General features: G+C 46.6%; 24 protein-coding genes, 1 tRNA gene and 1 pseudogene. 12 read left to right on the top strand and 14 right to left on the bottom strand.

What is annotated here, in order from left to right; all coding sequences use genetic code 11:
- Nucleotides 1-111: 111 nt before the first annotated feature.
- On the bottom strand, nt 112-702 hold the full coding sequence (locus tag AB5062_RS02685; RefSeq protein ID WP_005846794.1) for a Crp/Fnr family transcriptional regulator: 591 nt from the start codon (nt 700-702) through the stop codon (nt 112-114).
- A 114-nt stretch (nt 703-816) separates the two neighbouring features.
- On the opposite strand from AB5062_RS02685, the gene hcp reads away from it, so the two are divergent.
- Together hcp and ric are read left to right on the top strand one after the other, a co-directional pair.
- Complete coding sequence (hcp, locus tag AB5062_RS02680) at nt 817-2,475, top strand: hydroxylamine reductase (protein WP_016270449.1); 1,659 nt, start codon at nt 817-819, stop codon at nt 2,473-2,475.
- Between the two features lie 11 nt (nt 2,476-2,486).
- Nucleotides 2,487-3,218: an iron-sulfur cluster repair di-iron protein gene (gene ric, locus AB5062_RS02675; protein ID WP_005846790.1), complete on the top strand. Its 732-nt coding sequence runs from the start codon at nt 2,487-2,489 to the stop codon at nt 3,216-3,218.
- Between the two features lie 79 nt (nt 3,219-3,297).
- Here ric and AB5062_RS02670 read toward each other — a convergent pair whose 3' ends face one another.
- Entirely contained in the window at nt 3,298-5,757 is a 2,460-nt protein-coding gene (locus tag AB5062_RS02670; RefSeq protein WP_032952873.1) for a glycoside hydrolase N-terminal domain-containing protein, read from the bottom strand.
- 209 nt (nt 5,758-5,966) lie between these two features.
- Here AB5062_RS02670 and AB5062_RS02665 point away from each other — a divergent pair.
- From AB5062_RS02665 to AB5062_RS02655, 3 genes and pseudogenes are all read left to right on the top strand, one after another.
- Nucleotides 5,967-6,287 (top strand): annotated as a pseudogene (locus AB5062_RS02665) (mobilization protein); the annotation flags it as partial.
- A gap of 96 nt (nt 6,288-6,383) precedes the next feature.
- A complete protein-coding gene (locus tag AB5062_RS02660) occupies nt 6,384-6,851 on the top strand; it encodes an immunoglobulin-like domain-containing protein (protein ID WP_011965847.1) in 468 nt (155 codons plus the stop codon).
- 29 nt (nt 6,852-6,880) lie between these two features.
- On the top strand, nt 6,881-7,354 hold the full coding sequence (locus AB5062_RS02655; RefSeq protein ID WP_016270448.1) for an energy transducer TonB: 474 nt from the start codon (nt 6,881-6,883) through the stop codon (nt 7,352-7,354).
- A 161-nt stretch (nt 7,355-7,515) separates the two neighbouring features.
- On the opposite strand, the gene AB5062_RS02650 is transcribed toward AB5062_RS02655, so the two are convergent.
- Nucleotides 7,516-7,589 (bottom strand) — tRNA-Asp (locus AB5062_RS02650).
- Between the two features lie 230 nt (nt 7,590-7,819).
- Between AB5062_RS02650 and AB5062_RS02645 the strand changes: the two genes are divergently transcribed.
- A complete protein-coding gene (locus tag AB5062_RS02645; RefSeq protein WP_005846781.1) occupies nt 7,820-8,410 on the top strand; it encodes a YqgE/AlgH family protein in 591 nt (196 codons plus the stop codon).
- Here the strand turns inward: AB5062_RS02645 and AB5062_RS02640 are convergent.
- From AB5062_RS02640 to recR, 3 genes are read right to left on the bottom strand one after another with little or no spacing between them, the layout of a single operon-like run.
- Entirely contained in the window at nt 8,403-8,939 is a 537-nt protein-coding gene (locus AB5062_RS02640; protein WP_005846779.1) for a GNAT family N-acetyltransferase, read from the bottom strand. The two genes, AB5062_RS02645 and AB5062_RS02640, sit on opposite strands and share 8 nt — an antisense overlap.
- Entirely contained in the window at nt 8,936-9,406 is a 471-nt protein-coding gene (locus tag AB5062_RS02635; RefSeq protein ID WP_005846777.1) for a hypothetical protein, read from the bottom strand. The genes AB5062_RS02640 and AB5062_RS02635 overlap by 4 nt, the downstream gene beginning before the upstream one ends.
- Before the next feature lie 20 nt (nt 9,407-9,426).
- Nucleotides 9,427-10,044: a recombination mediator RecR gene (recR, locus tag AB5062_RS02630; RefSeq protein ID WP_005846775.1), complete on the bottom strand. Its 618-nt coding sequence runs from the start codon at nt 10,042-10,044 to the stop codon at nt 9,427-9,429.
- A gap of 78 nt (nt 10,045-10,122) precedes the next feature.
- On the opposite strand from recR, the gene AB5062_RS02625 reads away from it, so the two are divergent.
- Nucleotides 10,123-11,604: a sodium:solute symporter gene (locus AB5062_RS02625; RefSeq protein ID WP_008667157.1), complete on the top strand. Its 1,482-nt coding sequence runs from the start codon at nt 10,123-10,125 to the stop codon at nt 11,602-11,604.
- The gene (yihA, locus tag AB5062_RS02620) at nt 11,570-12,172 is read left to right on the top strand and encodes a ribosome biogenesis GTP-binding protein YihA/YsxC (protein WP_005846771.1); all 603 of its coding nucleotides are present in this window, start codon (nt 11,570-11,572) and stop codon (nt 12,170-12,172) included. The genes AB5062_RS02625 and yihA overlap by 35 nt, the downstream gene beginning before the upstream one ends.
- Nucleotides 12,173-12,285: 113 nt before the next feature.
- Here the strand turns inward: yihA and AB5062_RS02615 are convergent, their stop codons facing one another.
- The 8 genes from AB5062_RS02615 to AB5062_RS02580 form a co-directional block, all read right to left on the bottom strand.
- Complete coding sequence (locus AB5062_RS02615) at nt 12,286-14,607, bottom strand: DEAD/DEAH box helicase (RefSeq protein WP_016270446.1); 2,322 nt, start codon at nt 14,605-14,607, stop codon at nt 12,286-12,288.
- Between the two features lie 103 nt (nt 14,608-14,710).
- Complete coding sequence (locus AB5062_RS02610) at nt 14,711-15,112, bottom strand: HEPN domain-containing protein (RefSeq protein WP_005846767.1); 402 nt, start codon at nt 15,110-15,112, stop codon at nt 14,711-14,713.
- Nucleotides 15,109-15,417 (bottom strand): nucleotidyltransferase domain-containing protein, encoded by a 309-nt coding sequence (locus AB5062_RS02605; RefSeq protein ID WP_005846765.1) that lies wholly within the window; start codon nt 15,415-15,417, stop codon nt 15,109-15,111. The genes AB5062_RS02610 and AB5062_RS02605 overlap by 4 nt, the downstream gene beginning before the upstream one ends.
- Nucleotides 15,418-15,599: 182 nt before the next feature.
- Nucleotides 15,600-17,168, bottom strand: a complete 1,569-nt coding sequence (locus AB5062_RS02600; protein WP_016270445.1) for an ATP-binding protein — start codon at nt 17,166-17,168, stop codon at nt 15,600-15,602.
- Between the two features lie 124 nt (nt 17,169-17,292).
- Nucleotides 17,293-17,685: a DUF86 domain-containing protein gene (locus AB5062_RS02595; RefSeq protein WP_005846761.1), complete on the bottom strand. Its 393-nt coding sequence runs from the start codon at nt 17,683-17,685 to the stop codon at nt 17,293-17,295.
- On the bottom strand, nt 17,678-17,971 hold the full coding sequence (locus AB5062_RS02590) for a nucleotidyltransferase family protein (protein ID WP_008667148.1): 294 nt from the start codon (nt 17,969-17,971) through the stop codon (nt 17,678-17,680). The genes AB5062_RS02595 and AB5062_RS02590 overlap by 8 nt, the downstream gene beginning before the upstream one ends.
- A 77-nt stretch (nt 17,972-18,048) precedes the next feature.
- Nucleotides 18,049-18,246: a hypothetical protein gene (locus AB5062_RS02585; protein WP_008667147.1), complete on the bottom strand. Its 198-nt coding sequence runs from the start codon at nt 18,244-18,246 to the stop codon at nt 18,049-18,051.
- Complete coding sequence (locus AB5062_RS02580) at nt 18,212-18,361, bottom strand: hypothetical protein (protein ID WP_005847786.1); 150 nt, start codon at nt 18,359-18,361, stop codon at nt 18,212-18,214. Before AB5062_RS02580 ends, AB5062_RS02585 begins: the two co-directional genes overlap by 35 nt.
- Nucleotides 18,362-18,520: 159 nt before the next feature.
- On the opposite strand from AB5062_RS02580, the gene AB5062_RS02575 reads away from it, so the two are divergent.
- From AB5062_RS02575 to AB5062_RS02560, 4 genes are all read left to right on the top strand, one after another.
- Nucleotides 18,521-19,186: a BT4734/BF3469 family protein gene (locus tag AB5062_RS02575; RefSeq protein WP_016270444.1), complete on the top strand. Its 666-nt coding sequence runs from the start codon at nt 18,521-18,523 to the stop codon at nt 19,184-19,186.
- A 72-nt stretch (nt 19,187-19,258) separates the two neighbouring features.
- A complete protein-coding gene (locus tag AB5062_RS02570; protein WP_016270443.1) occupies nt 19,259-21,064 on the top strand; it encodes a DUF3987 domain-containing protein in 1,806 nt (601 codons plus the stop codon).
- Nucleotides 21,065-21,454: 390 nt separating this feature from the next.
- On the top strand, nt 21,455-21,649 hold the full coding sequence (locus AB5062_RS02565; protein WP_008667139.1) for a DUF4248 domain-containing protein: 195 nt from the start codon (nt 21,455-21,457) through the stop codon (nt 21,647-21,649).
- A 365-nt stretch (nt 21,650-22,014) separates the two neighbouring features.
- Entirely contained in the window at nt 22,015-22,509 is a 495-nt protein-coding gene (locus AB5062_RS02560) for a hypothetical protein (protein ID WP_016270442.1), read from the top strand.
- The last annotated feature ends 260 nt before the right edge of the window (nt 22,510-22,769 follow it).

Below are 22,769 nucleotides of genomic sequence, written 5' to 3'. Positions count from 1 at the left end.
GTATTTATAACAAAACACCTTGAACACTTTCACAAGAATGGGTTACACACAAAAACTCTCAAAGATACAAGATACGTTTTTCCACTTTACCCATAAAAAAGAAATCTCAATTTATTTCTTTATTTTCCCTTCATTCACCAGTTCAGACAGCGCCCTGGCCAATGACGGACGAGTAACTCCCAGCTTCTGCGCCACCTCCTGCTGATTATGAATAACAGAATGTGTTTCTAGATATTTCAACAAACGAGTCTTTAAATTCAACAAAGCAAACTCATTCAATTTCCTGCTTAAAAAGACACTCCTGTCCGAAATATCCTTCAAAAAATTCTGCATCATCAATGGATGCAAACGCATAAATTCTAAAAATCTTTCTTTACCTATTACAAAAACCTCACAAGGTCCTATTGCCTCTACATTAACGGGAAAACGATTTTCAGTGGCAAAAATAAAAGCCGAAGCCAGCAAGTTAGGAGCTCCAATTTCTTCTACCGTCAGTTCTTTCCCTTCATCATTTATCATTCCCGCCCGTACACTTCCCGATGCAAGAATGTACAGCCCTTTACATAAGTCACCTTGCCGGGCAATGATATCACCTGGTTCAAAGTGCTTCAAACTATTCGGAAGTCCGAATAGGAAAGCAACCAATTCTTCCTCTTTCATTCCCCGGAAAGGAGCCATCTGCAATAATCCTGTCAGTTCCATCCTACTTTCTTTTAACTGTTATTTGTATCCGCTGTAACATATGGTACAACTTAAAAGACGAAAACCGTCTACTTTTGCACAAAAGTAATAGAAATCATTAAAATGAAAAAAGATATGGAGAATAACATGTTTTGTTTCCAATGTCAGGAAACGGCCAAAGGTTTCGGTTGCACCTTAAAAGGTGTTTGTGGAAAAAATGCAACTACAGCACGTACCATGGATTTATTGCTCTTTGTAGTACGAGGAATTTCTGTTGTGGCGGATCAATTGCGCCAGCATTCCCTCCCCGTTGAAAAAGAAGTGGACAATTTCATTGTAGACGCCTTATTCTGTACCATTACCAATGCCAATTTCGATGACGAAAGCATTACGAAACGCATTGACAAAGGATTAGCAATACGTGATGACCTTAAGCATCAAGCCTCTGCCAAGGACATTCCTCTGCCGGAAGCCGATGAATTAAATTGGAAAGGCAGCCACGATGAATATGATGCAAAAGCCGCAACAGTCGGCGTATTACGTGAACAAAACGAGGATCTACGCTCTTTAAAAGAACTGATTATGTATGGTCTGAAAGGAATGGCTGCTTATCTGGAACATGCCATGAGGTTAGGACATAATGACGAAAGTATTCATCGTTTCATGCAGAACACCATCGCACAAATTACAACAAAATCTTTATCGGCTGATGAACTGACTGTATTAGCACTGAAAACAGGTGAAATAGGCGTTCGAACAATGGCTCTGCTCGACAAGGCAAATACTTCCAGGTATGGCAATCCGGAAATTACCCATGTAAATATAGGAACAGGTACTCGCCCCGGTATTCTGATAAGCGGACATGACCTGCATGATCTGGAAGAATTGTTGGAACAAACCAAAGACAGTGGCGTGGACGTATATACTCACGGTGAAATGCTTCCTGCACATTACTATCCGGCATTTAAAAAATATACACATTTTGCAGGAAACTATGGAAATGCCTGGTGGAAACAACGGGAGGAGTTTACCTCGTTCAATGGTCCTATCCTGTTCACAACCAACTGCATCGTTCCCCCTCTGCCCAATGCCACTTATAAAGAACGCATGTTTACCACTAATTCTACCGGATATCCCGGCTGCAAGCATATTACAGCAGACGAGAAAGGACATAAGGACTATACTGAAATTATAGAAACAGCCAAACAATGTGCCGCACCGACAGAAATAGAACATGGAGAAATCGTTGGTGGTTTTGCCCATAATCAGGTATTACAACTAGCAGACAAGGTCGTAGAAGCGGTAAAGAGCGGAGCTATCCGTAAGTTCATCGTCATGGCAGGTTGTGACGGACGTATGCGCAGTCGTGATTACTACACCACTTTTGCCGAGATGCTCCCCAAAGACACAGTCATTTTGACTGCGGGATGTGCTAAATATCGTTATAACAAACTAGGGTTAGGTGACATTAATGGCATTCCGCGTGTTTTAGATGCAGGACAATGTAACGATAGCTATTCATTGGCAGTCATCGCCCTCAAACTGAAGGAAGTATTCGGGCTACATGACATCAATGAACTGCCCATTATTTACAATATCGCCTGGTATGAACAGAAAGCGGTAATCGTATTGCTGGCATTACTCAGTTTGGGAATAAAAGAGATTCATCTCGGTCCCACCTTACCCGCATTCCTCTCGCCCAACGTGACGAAAGTACTGGTCGAAAACTTTGGAGTAAGCGGTATCGGTACAGTAGAAAGTGATATGAGAAAATGGGGATTAACGAACGAATAAACGGAATAATTATGAAACAGAAAAATTACCATTCATGTACAGTCGGACAAATTGTAGCCGGCAACTTTGATACAACCAAAGTATTCTCCCGTTACCATATTGATTTTTGCTGCCATGGCAATACTCCGTTTGCAGAAGCCTGCCGGAACCGTGGTATTGATCCCGAAGCAGTAGCACATGAATTAAATGAATTACAAGAGAATACGGTTAGTAATGCTCCTGACTTTGCCGGATGGCCCATCGATTTATTAATAGACTATGTATTGAAAATACACCATCGGGGAATCCGTGCCAAAGGTCCGCAAATAGAAGCATTATTAACCAAAGTAACCGAAGCGCATTCAAAGAATCATCCAGAGTTACTGCAAGTCCAGGCACTGTTCCGCGACTCGCTTCTTGATTTGGAAAATCATTTATCAAAAGAAGAGAATGTATTATTTCCTTATGTTTATGAAATGTTCCAAGCCAAAGAGGAAGGCTTGAAAGTAGCTAAATTCCATTGCGGCACCATTCTGTATCCCATCGAAGTGATGGAAGATGAACATAATCACGAAGGAGAACGTTTTGAAAAAATCTCTTCATTAACCAACGGATTCACCGCCCCTGAAGATGCTTGTGCCAGCTTCCGCTTGGTTTTACAACAATTGAAACAATTTGAAGAGGCATTACATGAACATATCCACCTGGAAAACAATATCATTTTTCCCAGAGCATTAGAATTGGAAAAGAAGGAAGCCATCTGATAACTACACCATGACACTTCCATTTACAAAAGTGCCCAAAGTGAAATAATGCACAAATCACTTTGGGCATCTTCATGTATTATAACCCACGCTCCACTATATAATCTTGTCCCTGTTCTGTCATCAAGTCATATTCATACACCTTATACAAAGCAGGATATTGCGGGTTTATCTCCTTGGTAACCAAAGGCTCTTTGATCTCTGCCTGCATATAATATTCATTCGGATTCTTACCTTTTGCCTCTTTTAATCCAACCCCACGCAAAGGAACATACGAACGTAAACGCAAATTACCTCCCAAACGGGAATGAATCTTCGCTTTATCCAGCTGCACGCCATTCCAGTTCATATCCACCACAAATCCTCCACGGGCAACCAGTCCTTGCACACTTCCTGTGGCCCAGGCATCCGGAAGAGCCGGAAGCAAATGTACAGCTCCGTCATGGCTCTGCAACAACATTTCAGCCACACCGGCAGTGTAGCCAAAATTACCGTCAATCTGAAAAGGCGGATGAGCATCAAACAGATTAGGATAAGTCCGTCCTTGCGGATAAGCCTCTTTCACTTCATCCCCAGGCAGCAGCTTCAACATATTATTAATAATCCGGAACGCATGATTACCGTCCAGCAAACGGGCCCACAGATTAACTTTCCAGCCAATGGACCAACCGGTAGCTTCGTCGCCACGCTGTAACAACGTATTTTTAGCTGCCTGGAAAAGCAAAGGATGGGTGTAAGGAGATATCTGATTACTAGGGAACAATCCATATACATGAGAAATATGGCGATGCTTGTCATTCGGATTATCCAAGTCTTCCAGCCATTCCTGTAACTGATTGTATTTCCCGATCTGCATCGGGGCCAGACGATTTAACATAGACTGCAAAGAATCTTGATAAGAAGCGGACATTTTTAGAATTCTTGACGCATGCAATGCATTGCTAAGCACATCGAAAATTATCTGATTATCCATCGTACAACCTGCCACAATCGTTGAAGCTTTTTTAGTATCCTCTCCCGAAGGTCCATGTTCCGGAGACATGGACGGAGCAGTCACCATCCAACCGTATTCAGGATGTTCAGTCAAATAATCAAGATAAAAATCAGCAGCTCCTTTCAATGCCGGATAGGCTTCGGAAAGAAACAGCTTGTCCCCACTATATAAATAATGCTGCCACAAGTGGGTAGTCAACCAAGCACCTCCCATGGGCCATGTACCATAAAACGCCTTATCCACCGGACCGGTGGCACGCCATATATCTGTATTGTGATGAGCCACCCATCCGTTGCATCCATACATAGTCCGTGCCGTTTCCCTGCCGGTAACTGACAATTCTTTCACCATTTCGAACAAGGGCTGGTGCGTTTCACTCAGATTGGTCACTTCAGCCGGCCAGTAATTCATTTCCGTATTAATATTGATGGTATATTTTCCATCCCATGGAGCAGCCAGTTTATTATTCCATATACCTTGCAAATTGGCAGGCTGACCTCCCGGCTGGGAGGAGGAAATAAGCAAATAACGTCCATACTGAAAAAGCAACACCGCCAAAGAAACATCCTTACCTTCATTGAACAGTTCGATGCGTTTGACAGTTTCCAACTTAGCCCGCTCACTGGTTCCCAAATCCAATCTTACACGGTCAAACTGCTCTTTATAAAGAGCTATATGCTCCTGTAAAACCTGACTATAAGGGCGTCCCAATGCCAGAGACAGATATCCGGACGCTTTTTTACTCTCATTGCCACTTATATCGTGATAATTAATAAAATTCGTACCCGATGAAACATACAGAGTAACACTGTCCGCTCCTTCCACTGTAATGTTTTGGTCATCAATTTTCACCTTACCTCCATCCACATCAGCCTGTGTCTGTGTTTCCATACGAATCAATCCTTTCACTCCCTCATGATCCCTACCCTTTCCGGTCAGAACCAATTTCTTTCCTTTCCTGCTGACTTTATGCTCCAATGGCGACACATATCCGACCTTAAAATTCAGTTTTCCCGGCCGGTCTGCTGTCAAACGAACCACTACCACCTTATCAGGAAATGATGCAAAAACTTCACGTTGAAAAGTCACGCCATCCACTTTGTAACGGGTAGTAGCCACCGCACGTTCCAAATCCAGATCACGATAATAATCGGTAACCTTTTCATGTCCGGGGGTTTCTATAATCAAACTGCCGATTGTCTGATAGGGCATACCATGCTTCCCGGCATAAAAGTTTTCTTGAATCAAGTTCTGAGCCTCCATGTTTTTTCCGGCGAAAATCAGTTCACGCACTTGAGGCAGACTTTCCAATGCTTCCGGCTTGTCATTCCGGTAGGGACTGCCTCCCCACATGGTTTCATCGTTTAGTTGAAGTTCTTCACGGGCCGTTCCGCCATATACCATCGCTCCCATCCGGGAATTGCCGACCGGAAGCGCTTCCACCCACGTCCCGGCAGGTTGCTTATACCACAATTTCAGATCACCTGCCTGAATAGATAACGAAAAAGACAATAAAATGCCTGCTAATAATGAATAAGTTTTCATGGTTAATAGATATTGTATAATGTACAAATATAATTCTATTAACCATACAAACGAAAAGACAGAAGCATTTTATTGTCTAAAAAACAATTATGATAAAGAAAAGACCAAATATTACACCTCCTCCCTATCTGATAACCGGAATCACATAATCGTATTTTCTCAATATTTCCGTTACAGGAGACAGTGGAAGCAAGTCAGGGCGGGGAGATATAAAAGACTTGCTGCCGATAGCCGAGCAATGCCGGGAAGTGGGATTCACGGAAGAACTGACAAGACTGCTTGCCTACTTCCAGCCCGTAGGGTTCAGGGGAAAACTGCATTCACGGGAACACCGGGAGAAGTTCGGAACGGCATATTCAACGGCAACAGTAAAGAGGAATCCGCAGAAGAAAGGAAAGTTCCGGTTGTGCATTGACGGAATGCCTATACTTGAATGGTTCAAGATGAAATTTAAAGAGCTTAAGGAAAAGCTGGGTGTAGGCCACACTCCAAAAGAGAAAAACAGGCCCCAAAGAGAGTTGAGAATATAATTCTTTGGTAGAAAATAAAAGTGTAATTCTAATTGTTAATGAATTGCACTTTGAGTATTTTTGTAAATACTTTGTTTCACTGATAAATAAACCAAGATGAAAACTATATTTTCATGTTTCTTCTGTCTTTTCTGTCTTTTCACTATCGGGTGTACGCATCAGTCCAGTCAAGAAAACTGTGTAGAAATCGGCAGTGCGGATGCAATCTGTGTAAGCACCGATACTTTAGGGAAAACAGTACGCATGAATATGCTACATGGGCATTATACCACTGAAAGTGAAGAAGTGTTCGCTATTGTCCTCAATCCTCAGAAACTTCCACTAAGTTATGGCAGAAGATGGATTTTAGAAAGATGGGAAAATAATCAATGGGTAAGGCTTTGGACGAAAAAGCCCACAGTTTTTTTTGATGACGAAATTATACCGATTACCCCACCTATATATTATTGTTTCAGTTTTCCTATTAAATACTATAAAACAACTCCCGGCAAATATCGTATTTCCACATCAATGTGGAATGATTTGGAAAAAATCAATCTCAATGCTGAATTTGAAATAGAATAAACATCCCTTTCACTAAACAATTCAATGTTATGAAAACAAAAATATGGGTAGGAGTTCTATTTTACTCTTTTATGGGATGTGCGAATAAGGCACCAAAATCAAATCTTACAAGCAAATCAATTCCTAAAGAGCCGGAAGGGTATGGTGTCCGGTATATTCCCGTGCAAGAAGAACCGGTAGAAGAGAATACGGTTTATGAGGTAGTAGAGGAAATGCCAGAATTTCCCGGTGGTATAGATAAATTGTTACAATTCATCAACGATAATATGAAATATCCAACCAAAGCACAAACGGAAGGAATGCAAGGAAAGGTTATTGTTCAATTCATCATAGACGAAGACGGTTACATAATAGAACCTAACATAGTAAGGAGTGTTGAGTCTTCTTTAGATAATGAGGCACTACGTCTGATAAAAATGCTTCCTCAATGGAAACCCGGCACACTAAAAGGAAAAGCTGTAAAGGTGAAATATACAGTCCCAGTAGCTTTTAAACTCAAATAATAGCAACTATGAAACATTTATTACTCATATTCCCGTAATATTCGAAAATCACCATTCCCCTCGCAACAATGTGCTTGAATAAAACGAAAAGCCCACCTTTACATTAACAGATGTAAAAGTGGGCACTACTTCTTTAAACTATTGATTTTCAATGTTTATTGCGGTGCGTACGGGACTCGAACCCGTGACCCCATGCGTGACAGGCATGTATTCTAACCAACTGAACTAACGCACCAAATTTCATTTTTCTTATACTGCATCTCTCTCGATTGCGGTTGCAAAGGTACGCAAAATTTCGATATCTGCAAGCATTTTACGAATATTTTCTTGAACTTTTTTACATCAACTCTGATAATAAGCCATTTAAGATACAAGAAAAATAAAAATACAAAAAAAAGAGAGCACTTCATGTATTTTTTAAATATAATATGTATATTAGTCGTGTAAATAAAAGGAAACGCAACTATGGATATGCATGTTTTTCAAGTAGAATCAAATAAAGTACTTCCACAACAGGGAAGCATCCTTATATCCTCCCCTTTCATGAACGACTACCACTTTACAAGAGCAGTCGTGCTTCTTATCGAGCATAATGACGAGGGAAGTATGGGTATTATCATGAATAAAGATTTCCGTTACCACATTCTGCTCAATGACCTCATCCCCGAATTGGAGTTCGCACAGCGGGTCCCAGTGTATAAAGGCGGGCCGGTGAGCCGGGAGACAATATTTTTCCTGCATACGCTAAAAGATCTGGAAGGCGCACTGCCTCTGGGAAACGGGCTTTATCTGAATGGTGATTTCAATGCCGTGCAACAATATATACTGGACGGGAAGCCCATTGAAGGAGTGATCCGTTTCTTTGCCGGTTATGCGGGATGGGATCATGGACAACTTGCCAAAGAAATAAAAGAGAACTCATGGCTCATAGGAAAAGCCGGGAAAGAAACGTTGCTCAACCAGCACTTCCGCGACTTATGGCATACCAGTTTGAACGAAATGGGAGGCAAATACGCCATTTGGGCCCGCTATCCCCAATACCCCTCCCTCAACTGAGATTCAGCTTCTGGACAACCAGCACATCCGTATAGCCACCGCCAAACGTATGCGCCCACTCTTTCAATACCGCACTCTCTTTGTACCCGCACGCCGCAAAGAGTCTGCGGGAAGGAAGGTTTTCCACAGCGATATAGGCAAACAACTGATGAATTCCCAGATAACGGAAACAGTGTTCTTCCAGCAAAGCCAAGGCGTTACGCCCTATCCCCTGCCTGCGACAGGATTTATCCACCATAATCCCCACCTCGGCCCGGTTGTGCAAAGGATCAAAAGAACATAGATCCACAATCCCCACCACCTGCCGGTTCCCGTTTTCTATCATCAGGCGCAACTGGCGGTCGGCAAACAAATCATTCTGGGTCTGCTCTATGTACTGCTTCAACTGAAAACGCGAATACGGGCCTGTGGTATTGCTCATCTCCCACACATCCGTAGCGTTCTCAAAGCGGAACATGACTTCCAAGTCTTCCGGCTCCGGTGCACGGAGCCTTATCCCGTTCCCTTGAAAATGCCGGTCACTCATCATAAAGCAGGCTCCTCATTCTCCTCTTTTACCAAATCCAGCTCATCCAGCATCCGCTTGCGGGTAGGGACACAGAACAGGGAAGCGATCAGCGCCATCATGGCACACAATACGCCCGTGTTGTTCAGAGTCAGATAATAAAATGACAAGTTCACCAATACGGGAACCACCAGCATCCCCGTCCTTATCTCACTCCAGCGGCGATAACTTTTCAAGGCTTCCGGCAATGAACGCTGCTTCACATTCTTCACCAAGGAAAGGCTGAACAGCCGGAGCGATAAAGGAATCAGCCCCACCGCCAATAAAATCCCTACCGTCTGCAAGACATAATCCATACGGACATCGCCCGCGTAAGCCCCCTCGGTCATCACCCCTGTTTCATAAAGAGCCACCAGGAGCAAAGGCAACACCCATACCGCCACATATTCTATCTGCAAGTATCGCAGCAATTGTCTTATCTTCTTTTCCATCTCTTTCTGTTTTTCCCAGTTTATGCCGTTCCCGTAAACAAAGTACGATTTATGATGGAACGTCCCAACGTCACTTCATCCGTATATTCCAGCTCATCCCCGATAGAGATACCACGCGCTATCACACTCAGCTTCACGTCCATGCCGTCCAGCTTGCGCGAGATATAGAAATTCGTCGTGTCCCCCTCCATCGTCGAGCTCAAGGCAAGGATCACTTCCTTCACCTCACCGCCTTTCACCCGTTCCACCAGACTTTCTATCTGCAGATCGGAAGGGCCTATGCCATCCATGGGCGAGATGACTCCCCCCAGGACATGGTACAGCCCCCTGTACTGCTGCGTGGCTTCCACCGCCATCACATCACGGATACTCTCCACCACACAGATCGTGGAAGCGTCCCGTGCCGGATTGGAACAGATACGGCAAGTTTCCGTGTCCGATATATTATGGCACACTTTACAATATTTCACTTCATGTTTCAAGGTAATCATCGCATTACCAAACGCCTCTACCACAGCCGTATCCTGTCTGAGCAGATGCAATACCAGCCGCATGGCGGTCTTGCGTCCCACACCCGGCAACTTGGCAAACTCTCCTACCGCTTTTTCCAGCAGCATGGACGGATATTGTTGGTTCATCAGTTATTTTGTATTATAATGGATGCAAACTTACGCAATTTCAACGATTTTGAGTACATTTGCACTCAAAAAAATAACATGAACGGAATTTATATTCTGCTGACCATACTGCTCTATTTCGGAATACTGCTGCTTGTAGCCCGCCTTACCGGCCGTCATTCCGATAATGACGCGTTCTTCCGCGGCAACCGCCGTTCTCCCTGGTATATTGTTTCTTTCGGAATGATCGGAGCCTCCCTTTCGGGAGTTACCTTCGTTTCCGTTCCGGGTATGGTACGCGGCATCGACATGACCTATATGCAGACCTGTTTCGGCTTCTTCATAGGCTATCTCATCATCGCCCACGTTCTGCTGCCGCTTTATTACAGGTTGAACCTGACCTCCATCTACACGTATCTGGGAGACCGGATCGGAAGGCACGCTTATAAGACGGGAGCCTCCTTTTTCCTTCTGTCCAAGATCATCGGAGCCGCAGCACGCCTTTATCTGGTATGCCTTATCCTCCAGCATTATGTATTCGACGCCTTTCATATTCCTTTCGCCGCCACGGTGATAGGGATTGTCTTACTGATCTGGCTGTACACCCGCCGCAGCGGCATACGCACGATTGTGTGGACGGACAGCTTGCAGACACTCTGCCTGCTGCTGGCGCTGGGATTAATACTTTATGAGGTTTCCGGCCAACTGAATCTGGATTTTCCGGGACTGGTACATGCCATCCGGGAAAATGAGCACAGCCGTATCTTTGTTTTTGACGACTGGCACAGCAAACAGAATTTCTTCAAGCAATTTTTCAGCGGCATCTTCATCACGATTGTCATGACAGGGCTGGATCAGGATATGATGCAGAAGAACCTGTCGTGCAAGAACCTGCGTGAAGCCCAAAAGAACATGTATTGCTACGGCATCTCATTCGTTCCGGTCAATTTTCTGTTCCTGTCACTCGGAATCCTGCTGTTATTGTTCGCCTCGCAACTGAACATCCCCCTGCCGGCAGCCGGGGATGAGATACTGCCCTTGTTTGCGGCGGAAGGCCATCTGGGATTCGCCGTACTGATATTCTTTACCATCGGCATCATTGCAGCCGCCTTTTCCAGCGCCGATTCGGCATTGACCGCCCTCACCACCAGCTTCTGTATAGACATAGCGGGCATAAGCCATTTGTCCGGCAAGGAAGCGGAAAGACGGAGGAAGCTCGTGCACTTCTGCATATCAGTCCTCTTTATCGGATTCATCCTGCTGTTCAAGGCAGTAAACAACAAGAGTGTCATCGACGCTATCTATACCATCGCCTCGTACACTTACGGCCCGTTGTTGGGGCTGTTTGCATTCGGGCTGTTCACCCCAATGCGGCCGCGCGACCGTTTTGTTCCTTACATAGCCATCGCCTCGCCGCTATTATGCTATGCCATAGACCGGCTGGTGTTCACCTCCACCGGCTATCAGTTTGGCTATGAAATGTTAATGTTTAACGGCTTCCTGACTTTTATGGGGCTGACTTGTTTAAGTATAAAAACAAAGAATTATGGAAATACTCAGTGCAGAATTTGTAGTAAGTAACACAAAAGTAGAGAAATGCCCGCAGGACAACCTGCCCGAATATGCATTTATCGGCCGTTCAAATGTAGGTAAATCGAGTCTGATAAACATGTTGGCCAAACGTCCCAAACTGGCTATGACTTCCTCCACTCCGGGGAAGACTTTGCTGATCAATCACTTTCTGATCAATAAAGAATGGTATCTGGTGGATTTACCGGGATACGGATATGCCTCCCGGGGCAAGAAACAGGTAGAAAAGATACAGCAGATTATCGAGGATTATATCCTGGAACGCGAGCAAATGACCAATCTGTTTGTATTGATAGACTGCCGTCTGGAGCCTCAGAAAATAGACTTGGAATTTATGGAATGGCTGGGAGAAAATGGAGTACCCTTCTCTATCATCTTCACCAAAGCCGACAAGCTGACCAATGGCAAGGTTAAGGATAATGTAAACAAATATCTGAAAAAACTGACAGAACAGTGGGAAGAACTCCCTCCTCATTTCGTATCCTCCTCTGAAAAGAAAACAGGCAGACAGGAGATTCTGGATTATATTGACAGCATTAACCGGTCGCTTAAGGCATAGCGTCGAATTACCTAGTGGTGACTACTTAGAACGCAAATGACGCAAATGACACAAATTTATCCCCGTTCCTATTTGTGTCATTTGCGCCATTTGCATTCCGTTCCGGCAAACGCTCAGAGTTTTATGGTCTTCACCTTACCCGGAATCACCGTCAGATGCACCGTACCGTTGCATTCTATATCCACCTTCTGGTATCTGGCCTCCACCACCACTTTTCCGTCCAGAGCCATTATTCCCCATTGGCAGGCGTTTTCCTCGTAAGCGCAATAATAGCCCACAGGAGGCAGAATCTTCCTGTATTTGGGAGGCACAATGATACGTTCCCCCAGTTTCAAGCCCCATTTCATCCCCATCCGAAAAGGCAATGCATCCCTGATCTCTTCCAACCTTTTCAGCCTTTTCTGTTCCTCTTCCTGCAATTGTTTCCGTTGAGCTATCCCGGCACGCCGCCCGGCTTCTTCCTTCAGACGTTCCATCACCGTATGGAAATCTTCCTCGCCCGGCCGGGGAGTGTTACAGGCTATATACCGCTTTTCCTTCCCTTTCTCCACATGATAATAATTCCCGTTCCCGTCCATCACCACGATGCTCCGGTCCGCCAGACGGCCACAGCACCAATACACTTCCTCCTCATCCCCTGCCAGCACACAGGCGAAAACATCAAACAAGGTAGTCCAGACAGGATCCACCAGTTGGCAGTCCTTCGGAACACGGTAATCCGGTATCTTCAGATAAAAGTCATAAAAGTAGATGCCGTTCTGATCCACCCCTCGCATGGAGACATACGGTTTTCCGGTACGGCTGAAAAAGAACGTTCCCACCTTCAGCAGCTCCACACCGCCGTATGGCAATTCCATACAGCCGAATGACAACACCACGGGTTTCTCCCGATAGGTTCTGTTTACCTTCAGGTCGATGTAAGATTCATTGCCCGCACAGTCTGTCACGGCAAGCAGATCCCCCTTCATGAACTTCATTTTCCGGCAGCGGTCCAGCTGTATTCCGGGCTGTCCGGTTTCATTCACCACACCTGCCCGGTTATTCCCGAATCTCACTGCCGCCCGGTCTCCACAGATATCAAACACTTCCGGATACCGGGGCCTTACCGTCATCCTCTCCCCGCGCCTCAATCCCCAAAGCCCGCTTTGTCTGTCATAATAACTTTTCAAAACGGGCTGTCCGCCTTTTTCCGTTGCGGAATCTTCCCGGCTTGTAAGGAAGTCCATCAGCCGGTCGTGCGTTATCACCACCTCCAGTTCATCCTCCCGCTGTCTTTCATCCTCCCGTTGTCTTTCCTCCTCCGGCAGCAGACCGGATACAGACAGCCTGCCTGTTTCCGCCCGTGCCCGGGACAGCGCGTTGCCAATCATCCGCCCCTCGAACATCGCCGCCCAGTCATGGTTCCGGGCGGGCAGACCGAAGATGCGGTACAGACCCACATTGTCTATCAGCATACAGGACGCCTTGTCTGCCGACCTCCTCAGCCCACGCCCCACCTGTTGCAGGTATTTCGCCAGGGAAAGCGTGGGACGTGCCAGCTGCACGAACTCCACATCGGGACAGTCGAAGCCTTCGGAAAAGATATCCACATTGACCAGCACTTTCACCTTCCCCCGTCTGAAATCCTCCACCAGTTCCCGGCGTTCCGAAGCCGGAGTCCTGCTGTCGATAGCCACAGCCTCCAGTCCGTGTGCGCTATAACAAGCCGCTATCCGGCGGGCATGGGCGATGCTGACAGCATATACGATTCCTTTCTTTCCGCGGGCATATCGTTCCACGCTCTCATACAGCCGGCCGATACTTGTCTCCCGGTTCAGCACCTCGTTCATCTCCTTTACCTGGTAGTCCCCGTCCGCACCCCGTTTCTTCAGCGAGTCTATCAACCGCTGTTCCCTGCTGTTCGCACGGATGGACACATAGTCAAAGGATGACAACCAACCCTTTCCGATGAATTCCGCGACAGTCCACGAAGTGATCAGGCTGTCGAACAAGTCCGTGAATCCCTTGCCGTTCAGCCGGCAGGGAGTGGCGGTCATACCCAGTTTCCTTGCCTCCGGATAGTTCTCCCAAAGTATCCGGTAGGTTTCCGCCAGGGCGTGATGCGCCTCGTCGATAACGATCAGGTCCGGCTCTTCATCCATGTGCTTCCGGTTTCGTGACAGCCACTGGATGGACATCACCCTCACCCTTCCGTCCTCTTTGCTCATCCCGTGCCGGGACACGGTTTCCTCTATCTGCTCCACCAGCTCCCGGCGGTGCGCCACGATCCATACCCGGCTGCCGGAACCACGCAGGAATTCCCTTACTATGGCGGCCAGCAGATGCGTCTTGCCCGTACCGGTGGGCATCTGTACCATCACACTTCGGTGAAGCTCCCACTCCTTGAAAAGGCGGAGCTTCATCTCCTGCTGGTAGTCGCGAAGAGTGTCGTTCATGCAATACATTATGCGGATGCCGGTCGCTACCGGCAACAAAAAAGAGGGAAGGCCACATGCATCATTGCATGCAGCCTATAGTAAATATCTTATTCTTTACGGATTAATTTTTATCGAAAACCCAATTATCAATAAGTCCTATAAAAGCACAGACTTTAGGATACATTTCCTGAGTTGCTGCTAAATCAAAGTTCTTAAAGTCTTCATAATCGGCAGCTGAACGATTATTGAACAAAATAGAATAAAAGCGTCCCCATTCTTTAGGGAATTTACCTGTAAGAATAAAATGCTGGCTGAATTTTTGACGTACACCTTCATGACTCTTGACTCCGTCTATCTCCGACTGCAACAACAATCCACTCACAGCATAAAAACAGGCATAATACATCCTATTCATTGCCGTATTGTAATAACCACGCTCTATATGATCTTTTATTTCATCTAACAATGATTTGGCTGAATTCAGCCTATATAAAACAATATCAAACCGCTGTTCCGGAGTCATAACAATATCCCCTCCTTCATTATATTCTCATAAAACGGAGTGAAACGTTTTCCCCATTCTTTCATCGACTCTATAAACGGATTGATTTGAACACCGGTTTCTAACTCAATGTCATATAAAGGAGCAGTTAAAAGCATCTTGTCCTCCAAAGTAACCACATCCTTATCTATCAACAGCAACAGGTCTATATCACTATCACTACGCGCATCACCCCGCGCCTCACTTCCATAAAGTATCACCTTTATACCAGGAGCAACCTTATGTAAGGCATTTTGTATAGATTTCACGATTTCAGGACGCTTCATACTCCTTATCTTTAGATTGAATTTGTTGTTAACTGCAATCAAGCTTAATACAAAGAACGAAATTTTTCTTCAAACAAACAAATATTCAGCATCTTAATTGATATCCTATCGAAAAGTTCCTGTTCCATTATTTTTCGCTTTTACCGTCCCTGCAATGAAAGAGTTCTTACATCATATACGGCCTATTCTTCTATGACCCAATCCCCCAGGGTGTGTTTCTCCACATCAAAATTGATCCCCACCTTCACCACTTGCAATCCGCTGAGGGAAAAGCGTTCGGGATACTGCTTCAGATTGATCTGGGCCATGGCCGCTTCCGCAGACCTACCCAGCTTCAATTCAATGACATACAGCTTACCGGCAACACGCATCACCACATCCACACGCCCCTTGGGGGTACGCACCTCCACATCGACATACATCCCGAACAGGGAGAAGATGATGTAGAACAATTGCTGGTAATGTCCCTCATAATTCGTGTTATCACAATACGTAACAGTAGAAAGGAATTCCTGAAGAAGACGCAAGGCCCCGTCCATATCTCCCCCGGCTATCGCAAGATACATACGGGCGATGGTCGTATTGCCTTTCAGCGTGTTATGGGCCAGATAGCCAGGCAACAAGCTGCGCATCAGCCCGATCCGTATCTCACCGTTCGGAATGTCCAGCGTATACAGTTCGGCCAGCTTGTTGTAATCCTTTATCGTAAAGTAACCGCTCTGATAGAGCAGAGGAACAATGCCCTCCATTTTCTCCGTAGGCGCATCGAAATCAGCAGCCATAGCCTGCATACTTCCCCCTAACTGGGAGGGAAGGACGTGGAACTTGCGTAGCATCTCTATCAGATAAGTGGGCGTGCCGCTGCCAAACCAGTAATTGTTCAACTCGTCATTGGCAAAGGCATTCAGCAGGCTGAACGGATTATAGATATCGGGCGAAGGCCAGGTAAAATGATAACCGTCATATTTCTCTTTCAACTTCTGCAACGTTTCCTCTTTGCTCATTTCCTGCGAAACGGCAAGCCGTTCTATATAAGCTGTCATCTGTTCCTGCATTTCTTCCTGAGTGATGCCACAAATGGCGGCATAGGGCTTCAGCATACTGATATTCAAGATATTGTTCAGCTCGCTGAAGATGCTGAGTTGGGAGAATTTGGTAATGCCGGTCAGGAACACAAAGCGAAGATAAGGGTCGCACGCCTTCAACGGACTGTAAAAATTGCGCATCACGTTACGGAGAACGGGAAGATCCGTTTCCTCATGCATCACATCCAGCAAAGGCGCGTCATACTCGTCAATAAGGACTACCACCTGTCGGCCGGTCTGTTCGTTGGCACGCATGATGAGTGAAGTCATCCGGTCGTTCAGCTTCACAGCCTCCTCAGGCTTGCCATAAATTTGTTCATATCCGCTAAGCTGGAAGCTCAGCATGCTTTCCAACGTATCCTTGTCCACATGCTTCGCCAGACTCATGTCGAAGTGCAGCACCGGATATTCCGTCCATTCGGTTTCCAGCTTCTCAATGGCCAATCCCCTGAAAAGGTCCTTCTTCCCGGCAAAGTAACTGTGCAACGTAGAAGTCAGCAATGACTTGCCGAACCGGCGGGGACGGCTCAGGAAACAATATTTGGAGGCGCCGTGCGCCATCCGGTAAACATATTCCGTCTTATCTATATAGAGGTAACCCTTGTTGATTATTTCCTCAAAAGTCTGTATGCCTATCGGGCATTTCTTCAATTGCTGCTGTTCCATCATTTTTTCCATTTTAACATTACCGCTACGAAGATAAACAAACTCCGCCACTTCCTGTTGCGTTTACCGCAAAATATGACTTCTTTTCTTCAGAAAAGAATTTTACGATATTGGTAAAGAAAAGCTATCCCATTATTAGGTTATCCGTCTTCAGATCATCCAGCATTCGTTTTATCGCTTGCTGCAATTGTGGTATGTCTTCCAGGCAAATACGATAAATCTCATCAGCATCTACATCGAAATAATGATGTACTATTATATCACGTACCCCCATCACATACCTCCATGGAATCTCCGGATATTGAGCTAATAATTCTTTGTTTGTCACCTTATCCAGATTTTTAATGCTTTCTCCAATCGCAGTCAGTTTCATGCAGATACTATCCAGTTTCATCATACCGCTTTCACTCAATAGAAAATCATCCGGACAGGAGATATCCGAAAAACGAAAACTTATTCTTTCCAGAGATTTCTGTATCAAATCCAATATATGGAAAGCGATCAACGTGTCATACATAAATGCCCTCCCTCTGAATTCTTTCACGTAAAAATGAATCCATTCTATCTCGCAGGCGTACAATATCCACTTTGCAGCCCAATAATTCTTCCAACTCTTGCTTTATACCCGCTAAAGCGAAAAAGCCATGCAGCTGACCTTCCACACACACATCCACATCACTATTTTCAGTCTGCTCGCCACGTGCCACAGACCCGAAAATACCCATACGCACAATGCCATATTTATGAGCATTCTCAGCCATATACTTACGCAATAATGCAATGTATTCAGATGTCGTTTTCATATTTTTCCTCCAAGTAGGTTTTCGCAAATATACAATTTATTTTTCTTCAGACAAAAATTTCTCATTAAAGAATTTACTCAAAGCATCCCCATTATCTCCCTCACTTTTCCCTTCCACTCCCCCAGTTCACGTTCCGCCTCCCGTGACAGCGGCGGGTTGACATACCTGTAAAACTCGATACGCCTCTCATAGTGTTCTTCTATAACCGCCTTCACCTCGAAAAAAAGAAGAAGCGTCATGTTATTTTTTTTCTTCCAGGCTGGTAAAAAAGCCATTAGCCACATGGAGCTTACGCTCCAACTCCCGTCTGTGCAGATTCAACTGGCCCAGACGTTTCACTACCTCGGCAGCCAATTGCCGGGCCTGATCAACAGGATTCAAATGTTCCATCGGATTAAATCGTATTTTTTTATATGAATACTCATTTACATGTCCTCATTCAGGACAAAAACACACGTATCTCGGTTATTATATCGAACTTTGTAACATTGAAAATCAATAACCTGATTCATAAATATCAGGGCTTGCAAATTTAATAAATAAAAACGAATGAACCAATTTAAAATGTCACTGTTTCTGCCACCGATATCACCGGTAAAGGACAGTGCCACCGGACGAACCATCCAGCCGCCCACCTTAACGCCCTACAAGGAAATAACCTTACAGGAAGTGTACAAACTTATCACATCCAGCGAACGCCTGAAAACACTGACCGAGACCGTGCGCCGGGCAGCGGAAAACGGGGATGAAAAAATCTATCGTATGCTCAAGCAGCAGACACTGCCCTACGTTACTCCCTGCGGCGTCTTTTCCTACCGCAAAAGCGACAGCCTGACCGGACCGTCGGGCTTGATTGTAGTGGACATAGACCATCTTGATTCCCGTGGGGAAGCGGAAAAGCTGAAAAGACAATTGTTCGACGACCGCCTCCTGCACCCTGTACTGGCATTCACCAGCCCCAGCGGATACGGAGTAAAAGCGTTCATCCCCTACGACCTGGCACGCATACCCGACACCAGACAGAATACTTCCGAAAACATCCACTGGGCGATGAACTATGTACAAGCGATCTATGATTTCCACAGCAGCCACCCGGACGGGGAAGATAAGAAAACGAACCGCTCCGGCAAAGGCGTGGACCGTTCCGGCAAGGACCTGGTACGGGCCTGTTTCCTCTCGTATGACGAGGAAGCATTGATACGCCGGGAAATTTAAGAAGAATAGAAAAGCATACTCAAAAGAATGCCGGACAAAATTTAAACAGGCACTCAAAAAACAACAAATATCATGAACATGAACAATCCTTTAGAAAACTTGCGGCAGCTGACCGAAGCTGTCCGCATGGCAGGCGCGGATATCGCTCCCACCTACATTGAATATGTACAACTGGCTTTCGCCATCGCAAACGATTGCGGGGAAGCGGGACGCAATGATTTCCTCTCCCTCTGCTCCCTTTCCTCCAAATACGACGAAAAAAATGCACAAGCACTGTTCTCGAACGCGCTTCATGCCGATAAAGAAGATATACATCTGGGAACCGTGTTCCATCTGGCCGGGCAATGCGGAGTGAAGATTTCCGGCAGCACCGGCTCTCACAAGGCAGGGACAATGGGGACAGCAGGGACAGCCCCGGATTTTCCACACACGTGCGCGCGATATAATAAGGTGGGAAATAACATTTCCGATGATACCGACGAGGAGGAACAGCTCACCGAAGGCTCCGATCCTTATTCCCCCCTGCCTACCTTTCCACAGAACTATGTGTGGCCGGAACTGCTGGAGAGAATCATCTCCTTCGGTAAAAATCCCGAACAGCGTGATATATTGCTCCTGGGAGCGTTTACCGTACTGGGTGCCTCCCTCTCCCACATAGTGCGGTGCCAGTACGGCCGGAAGTGGCAGGCCCCCTGTATGCAGACTTTCATCGTGGCTCCGTCCGCCTCGGGAAAAAGCGCGTTGACATGGGTACGGCTCCTCATCGAACCCATACACGACAAGATACGCAGCGAGGTGAAAGAGGCGATGAAAACTTACCGCCGGGAAAAGGCTGCCTACGACTCTCTGGGCAAGGAACGGAAAAATCAGGAAGCTCCCGTATTGCCTCCCAACCGGATGTTCCTCATATCGGGAAACAACACCGGAACAGGCATCCTGCAAAATATCATGGATTCCAACGGAACGGGCATCATCTGCGAAAGTGAGGCGGACACCGTATCCACCGCCATAGGGACCGAATACGGAAACTGGAGCGACACGCTGCGCAAGGCGTTCGACCACGACCGCCTGTCCTACAACCGGCGTACTGACCGCGAATATCAGGAGGTGAGCAGAAGCTATCTCTCCGTGCTGCTCTCGGGTACGCCCGCACAGGTAAAGCCCCTGATCCCCACGGCGGAGAACGGTCTGTTCTCCCGCCAGAACTTTTATTATATGCCACGCGTCACCCAGTGGGCGGACCAGTTCGGCGAGGATGAGGTGGATGTGGACGAGGAATTCCGCCTGATGGGCAACGAATGGAAAAACACGCTGGACGAGCTGACGCTTCGGGGATTGTTTACCCTGAAGCTGACTCATGCCCAGCATAAACAGTTCAACTTCCTGTTCGACAAGCTGTTCCATCGCTCCGGCAAGATCAACGGGGACGAGATGAGCAGTTCCGTCATCCGTCTTGCCGTCAATGCGTGCCGCATGATGTCGATAGTCGCCATCCTGCGAAGCCTGGAAGACCCTTCTCTGGTGAAACCTGACGCGCATATTTCTTCCGATAATCTGAAGGACCGTATCATCCCGCGCTGGAACCTGGCGATTACAGACGATGATTTCCATGCCGTACTTGCCTTGGTGGAGCCGCTTTATCTGCACGCCACCCATGTTCTTTCGTTTCTGTCCTCCTCCGTTATCAAGCGCCGGAGCACGGCGGACAAGGATATGCTCTTTGCCGAGATGGAGGACGAGTTTACCCGCCGGATGCTGCTGGAAAAAGCGCACGACAGGAGGATACCTGAATCCACCGCGCTGACCTGGCTCAAACGGCTCACCAAACAGGGGGCGCTGGTGAGTGTGGACGGCAAGGGAACGTATCACAAGAACTGACGCGGCTCTCTATATGTACACGCATGTGTGTGTGAGGAAAAAAGGGGCTGTCCCCACTGTCCCCGTGTCCCCGTCGCTGCTCCGTGCGGCCGTTGTTCCCGGATAGCAAAAATCGTTTGTGGCAGTTCTTTGCGATTGTTCGGAAAACTCCGGATAAACTTTATATACGACACTCCATGCCGGTTAGTATAAAAACAATCGGGCACGCTTTATGCCGAAAGGGGATTTGAATAATTTGCCCATGTGTCAATGTACCGATTTATTGATTTGCTGCTATGTACAATTTACCAATGCGCCAATGTGCCAACCGGGCCGCACTCTATCCGTAGGTGATTGGCCGTTGGTTCATTATCATCATCTATCAAACTCACGTTAAACAAGAAACCATTCATGAATAAGACCGAAACAGCCCTTCTCTATTTTCCGGACAGTACGCCGAAAGTAGCCGTGCGTCATCTGATGCGCTGGATCGCCCGGTGCGCACCGTTGCTCCACGCCCTGGAAGCCACTGGATACCATCCCTGTCAGAAATCCTTCACCTGCCGCCAGTTGCAACTCGTCTACCTCCACCTGGGAGAACCGTGATTCCCCCTGGAATCTGCCACAGACTGTCCGAGAACTCTTCCTCTCTCTTTGAGCGTGGATTACGCGGAAAGAATAAAGAGGGAAGCGTGCCCCCCCTGAAGTCACCACATGACGCAAGTGCTGGCCGAGTTCCCGGACAGTTTCCCCAAAGGGTCAAAAGGGGTCGGAAGGGGTCACGCCGCACGGACGTGAAGTTATCTTTGCAGTGTCAGAAGGAAGAAGCCGCAACCCGGCACAAGATTACAAAAATCCTGGTACAAGATTCCGCGGATCTTGCCCCAAGTTTCACCGAACGCCGCAGCAGTGTGCGCCTTGCTCCTACCTGACACTTTTCCGATAATAATAACCCTTTAAAAACAAAAACGATGATCAACTACAGTATCTCACTCCGTGCCAATCCCAGTGACCAGGATGCTCCCAAGAAGGCTTATGCCAACGCCCAGTACTCAGAAATCATGACACTGGACAAGTTTGCCGAGCATATCTCGACTCACGGCTCCAAATACAACCGTGCCGACATCCAGGCGGTCCTGATCCAAGCGGTGGACTGTATGCGGGAGCAGCTTCTGGCAGGACAACGCATCCAGATGGGCGATCTGGGCACTTTCTCCATTCATATCAACAGCATGGGAGCCGAATCACTGGAGACATACAATCCCGCCATCCATGTGAAAGACCTGAACGTGCGCTGGAAAGCCGGGACCCGTTTCCTCAGCTTGCTGAAAGACAGCGTATTCAACCTGGTCCCTACCCGAAAGGCTGCCAAGCTGGTGGTTAAAGCCCTGAAAGCGGGGAAAAACACCGTGGACCTGACGGGAGAGGCTTCCGGACCAGATGACAAGACGGAAGAAAACGCCTGAACTTTCCGGGCTTCTGAAGTCTGATAGTATTTTGCCTTTCTGAAATGAAACGGTTACTCTGAAGTAGACCTGTATTTCTGTAAAGATCTGCCTTTCTGAAATAAAACGGTTGTTCTGAAGTAGACCTGTGTTTCTGTAAAGATCTGCCTTTCTGAAATGAAACGGTTACTCTGAAATAAACCTGTAAGCACTCAATTTAGGGCATCCCCCTTCGAAAGGGCACTTTTCAGTGCCCTAAACCGAGTTTTGTTAATTAATTA

The organism is Phocaeicola sp. RTP21359st1_B8_RTP21360_211022 (assembly GCF_040911965.1).
Lineage (GTDB): Bacteria > Bacteroidota > Bacteroidia > Bacteroidales > Bacteroidaceae > Phocaeicola > Phocaeicola vulgatus.
Note: the sequence above shows the minus strand (reverse complement) of the source record. Positions and strands in the feature narration are given on the sequence as shown.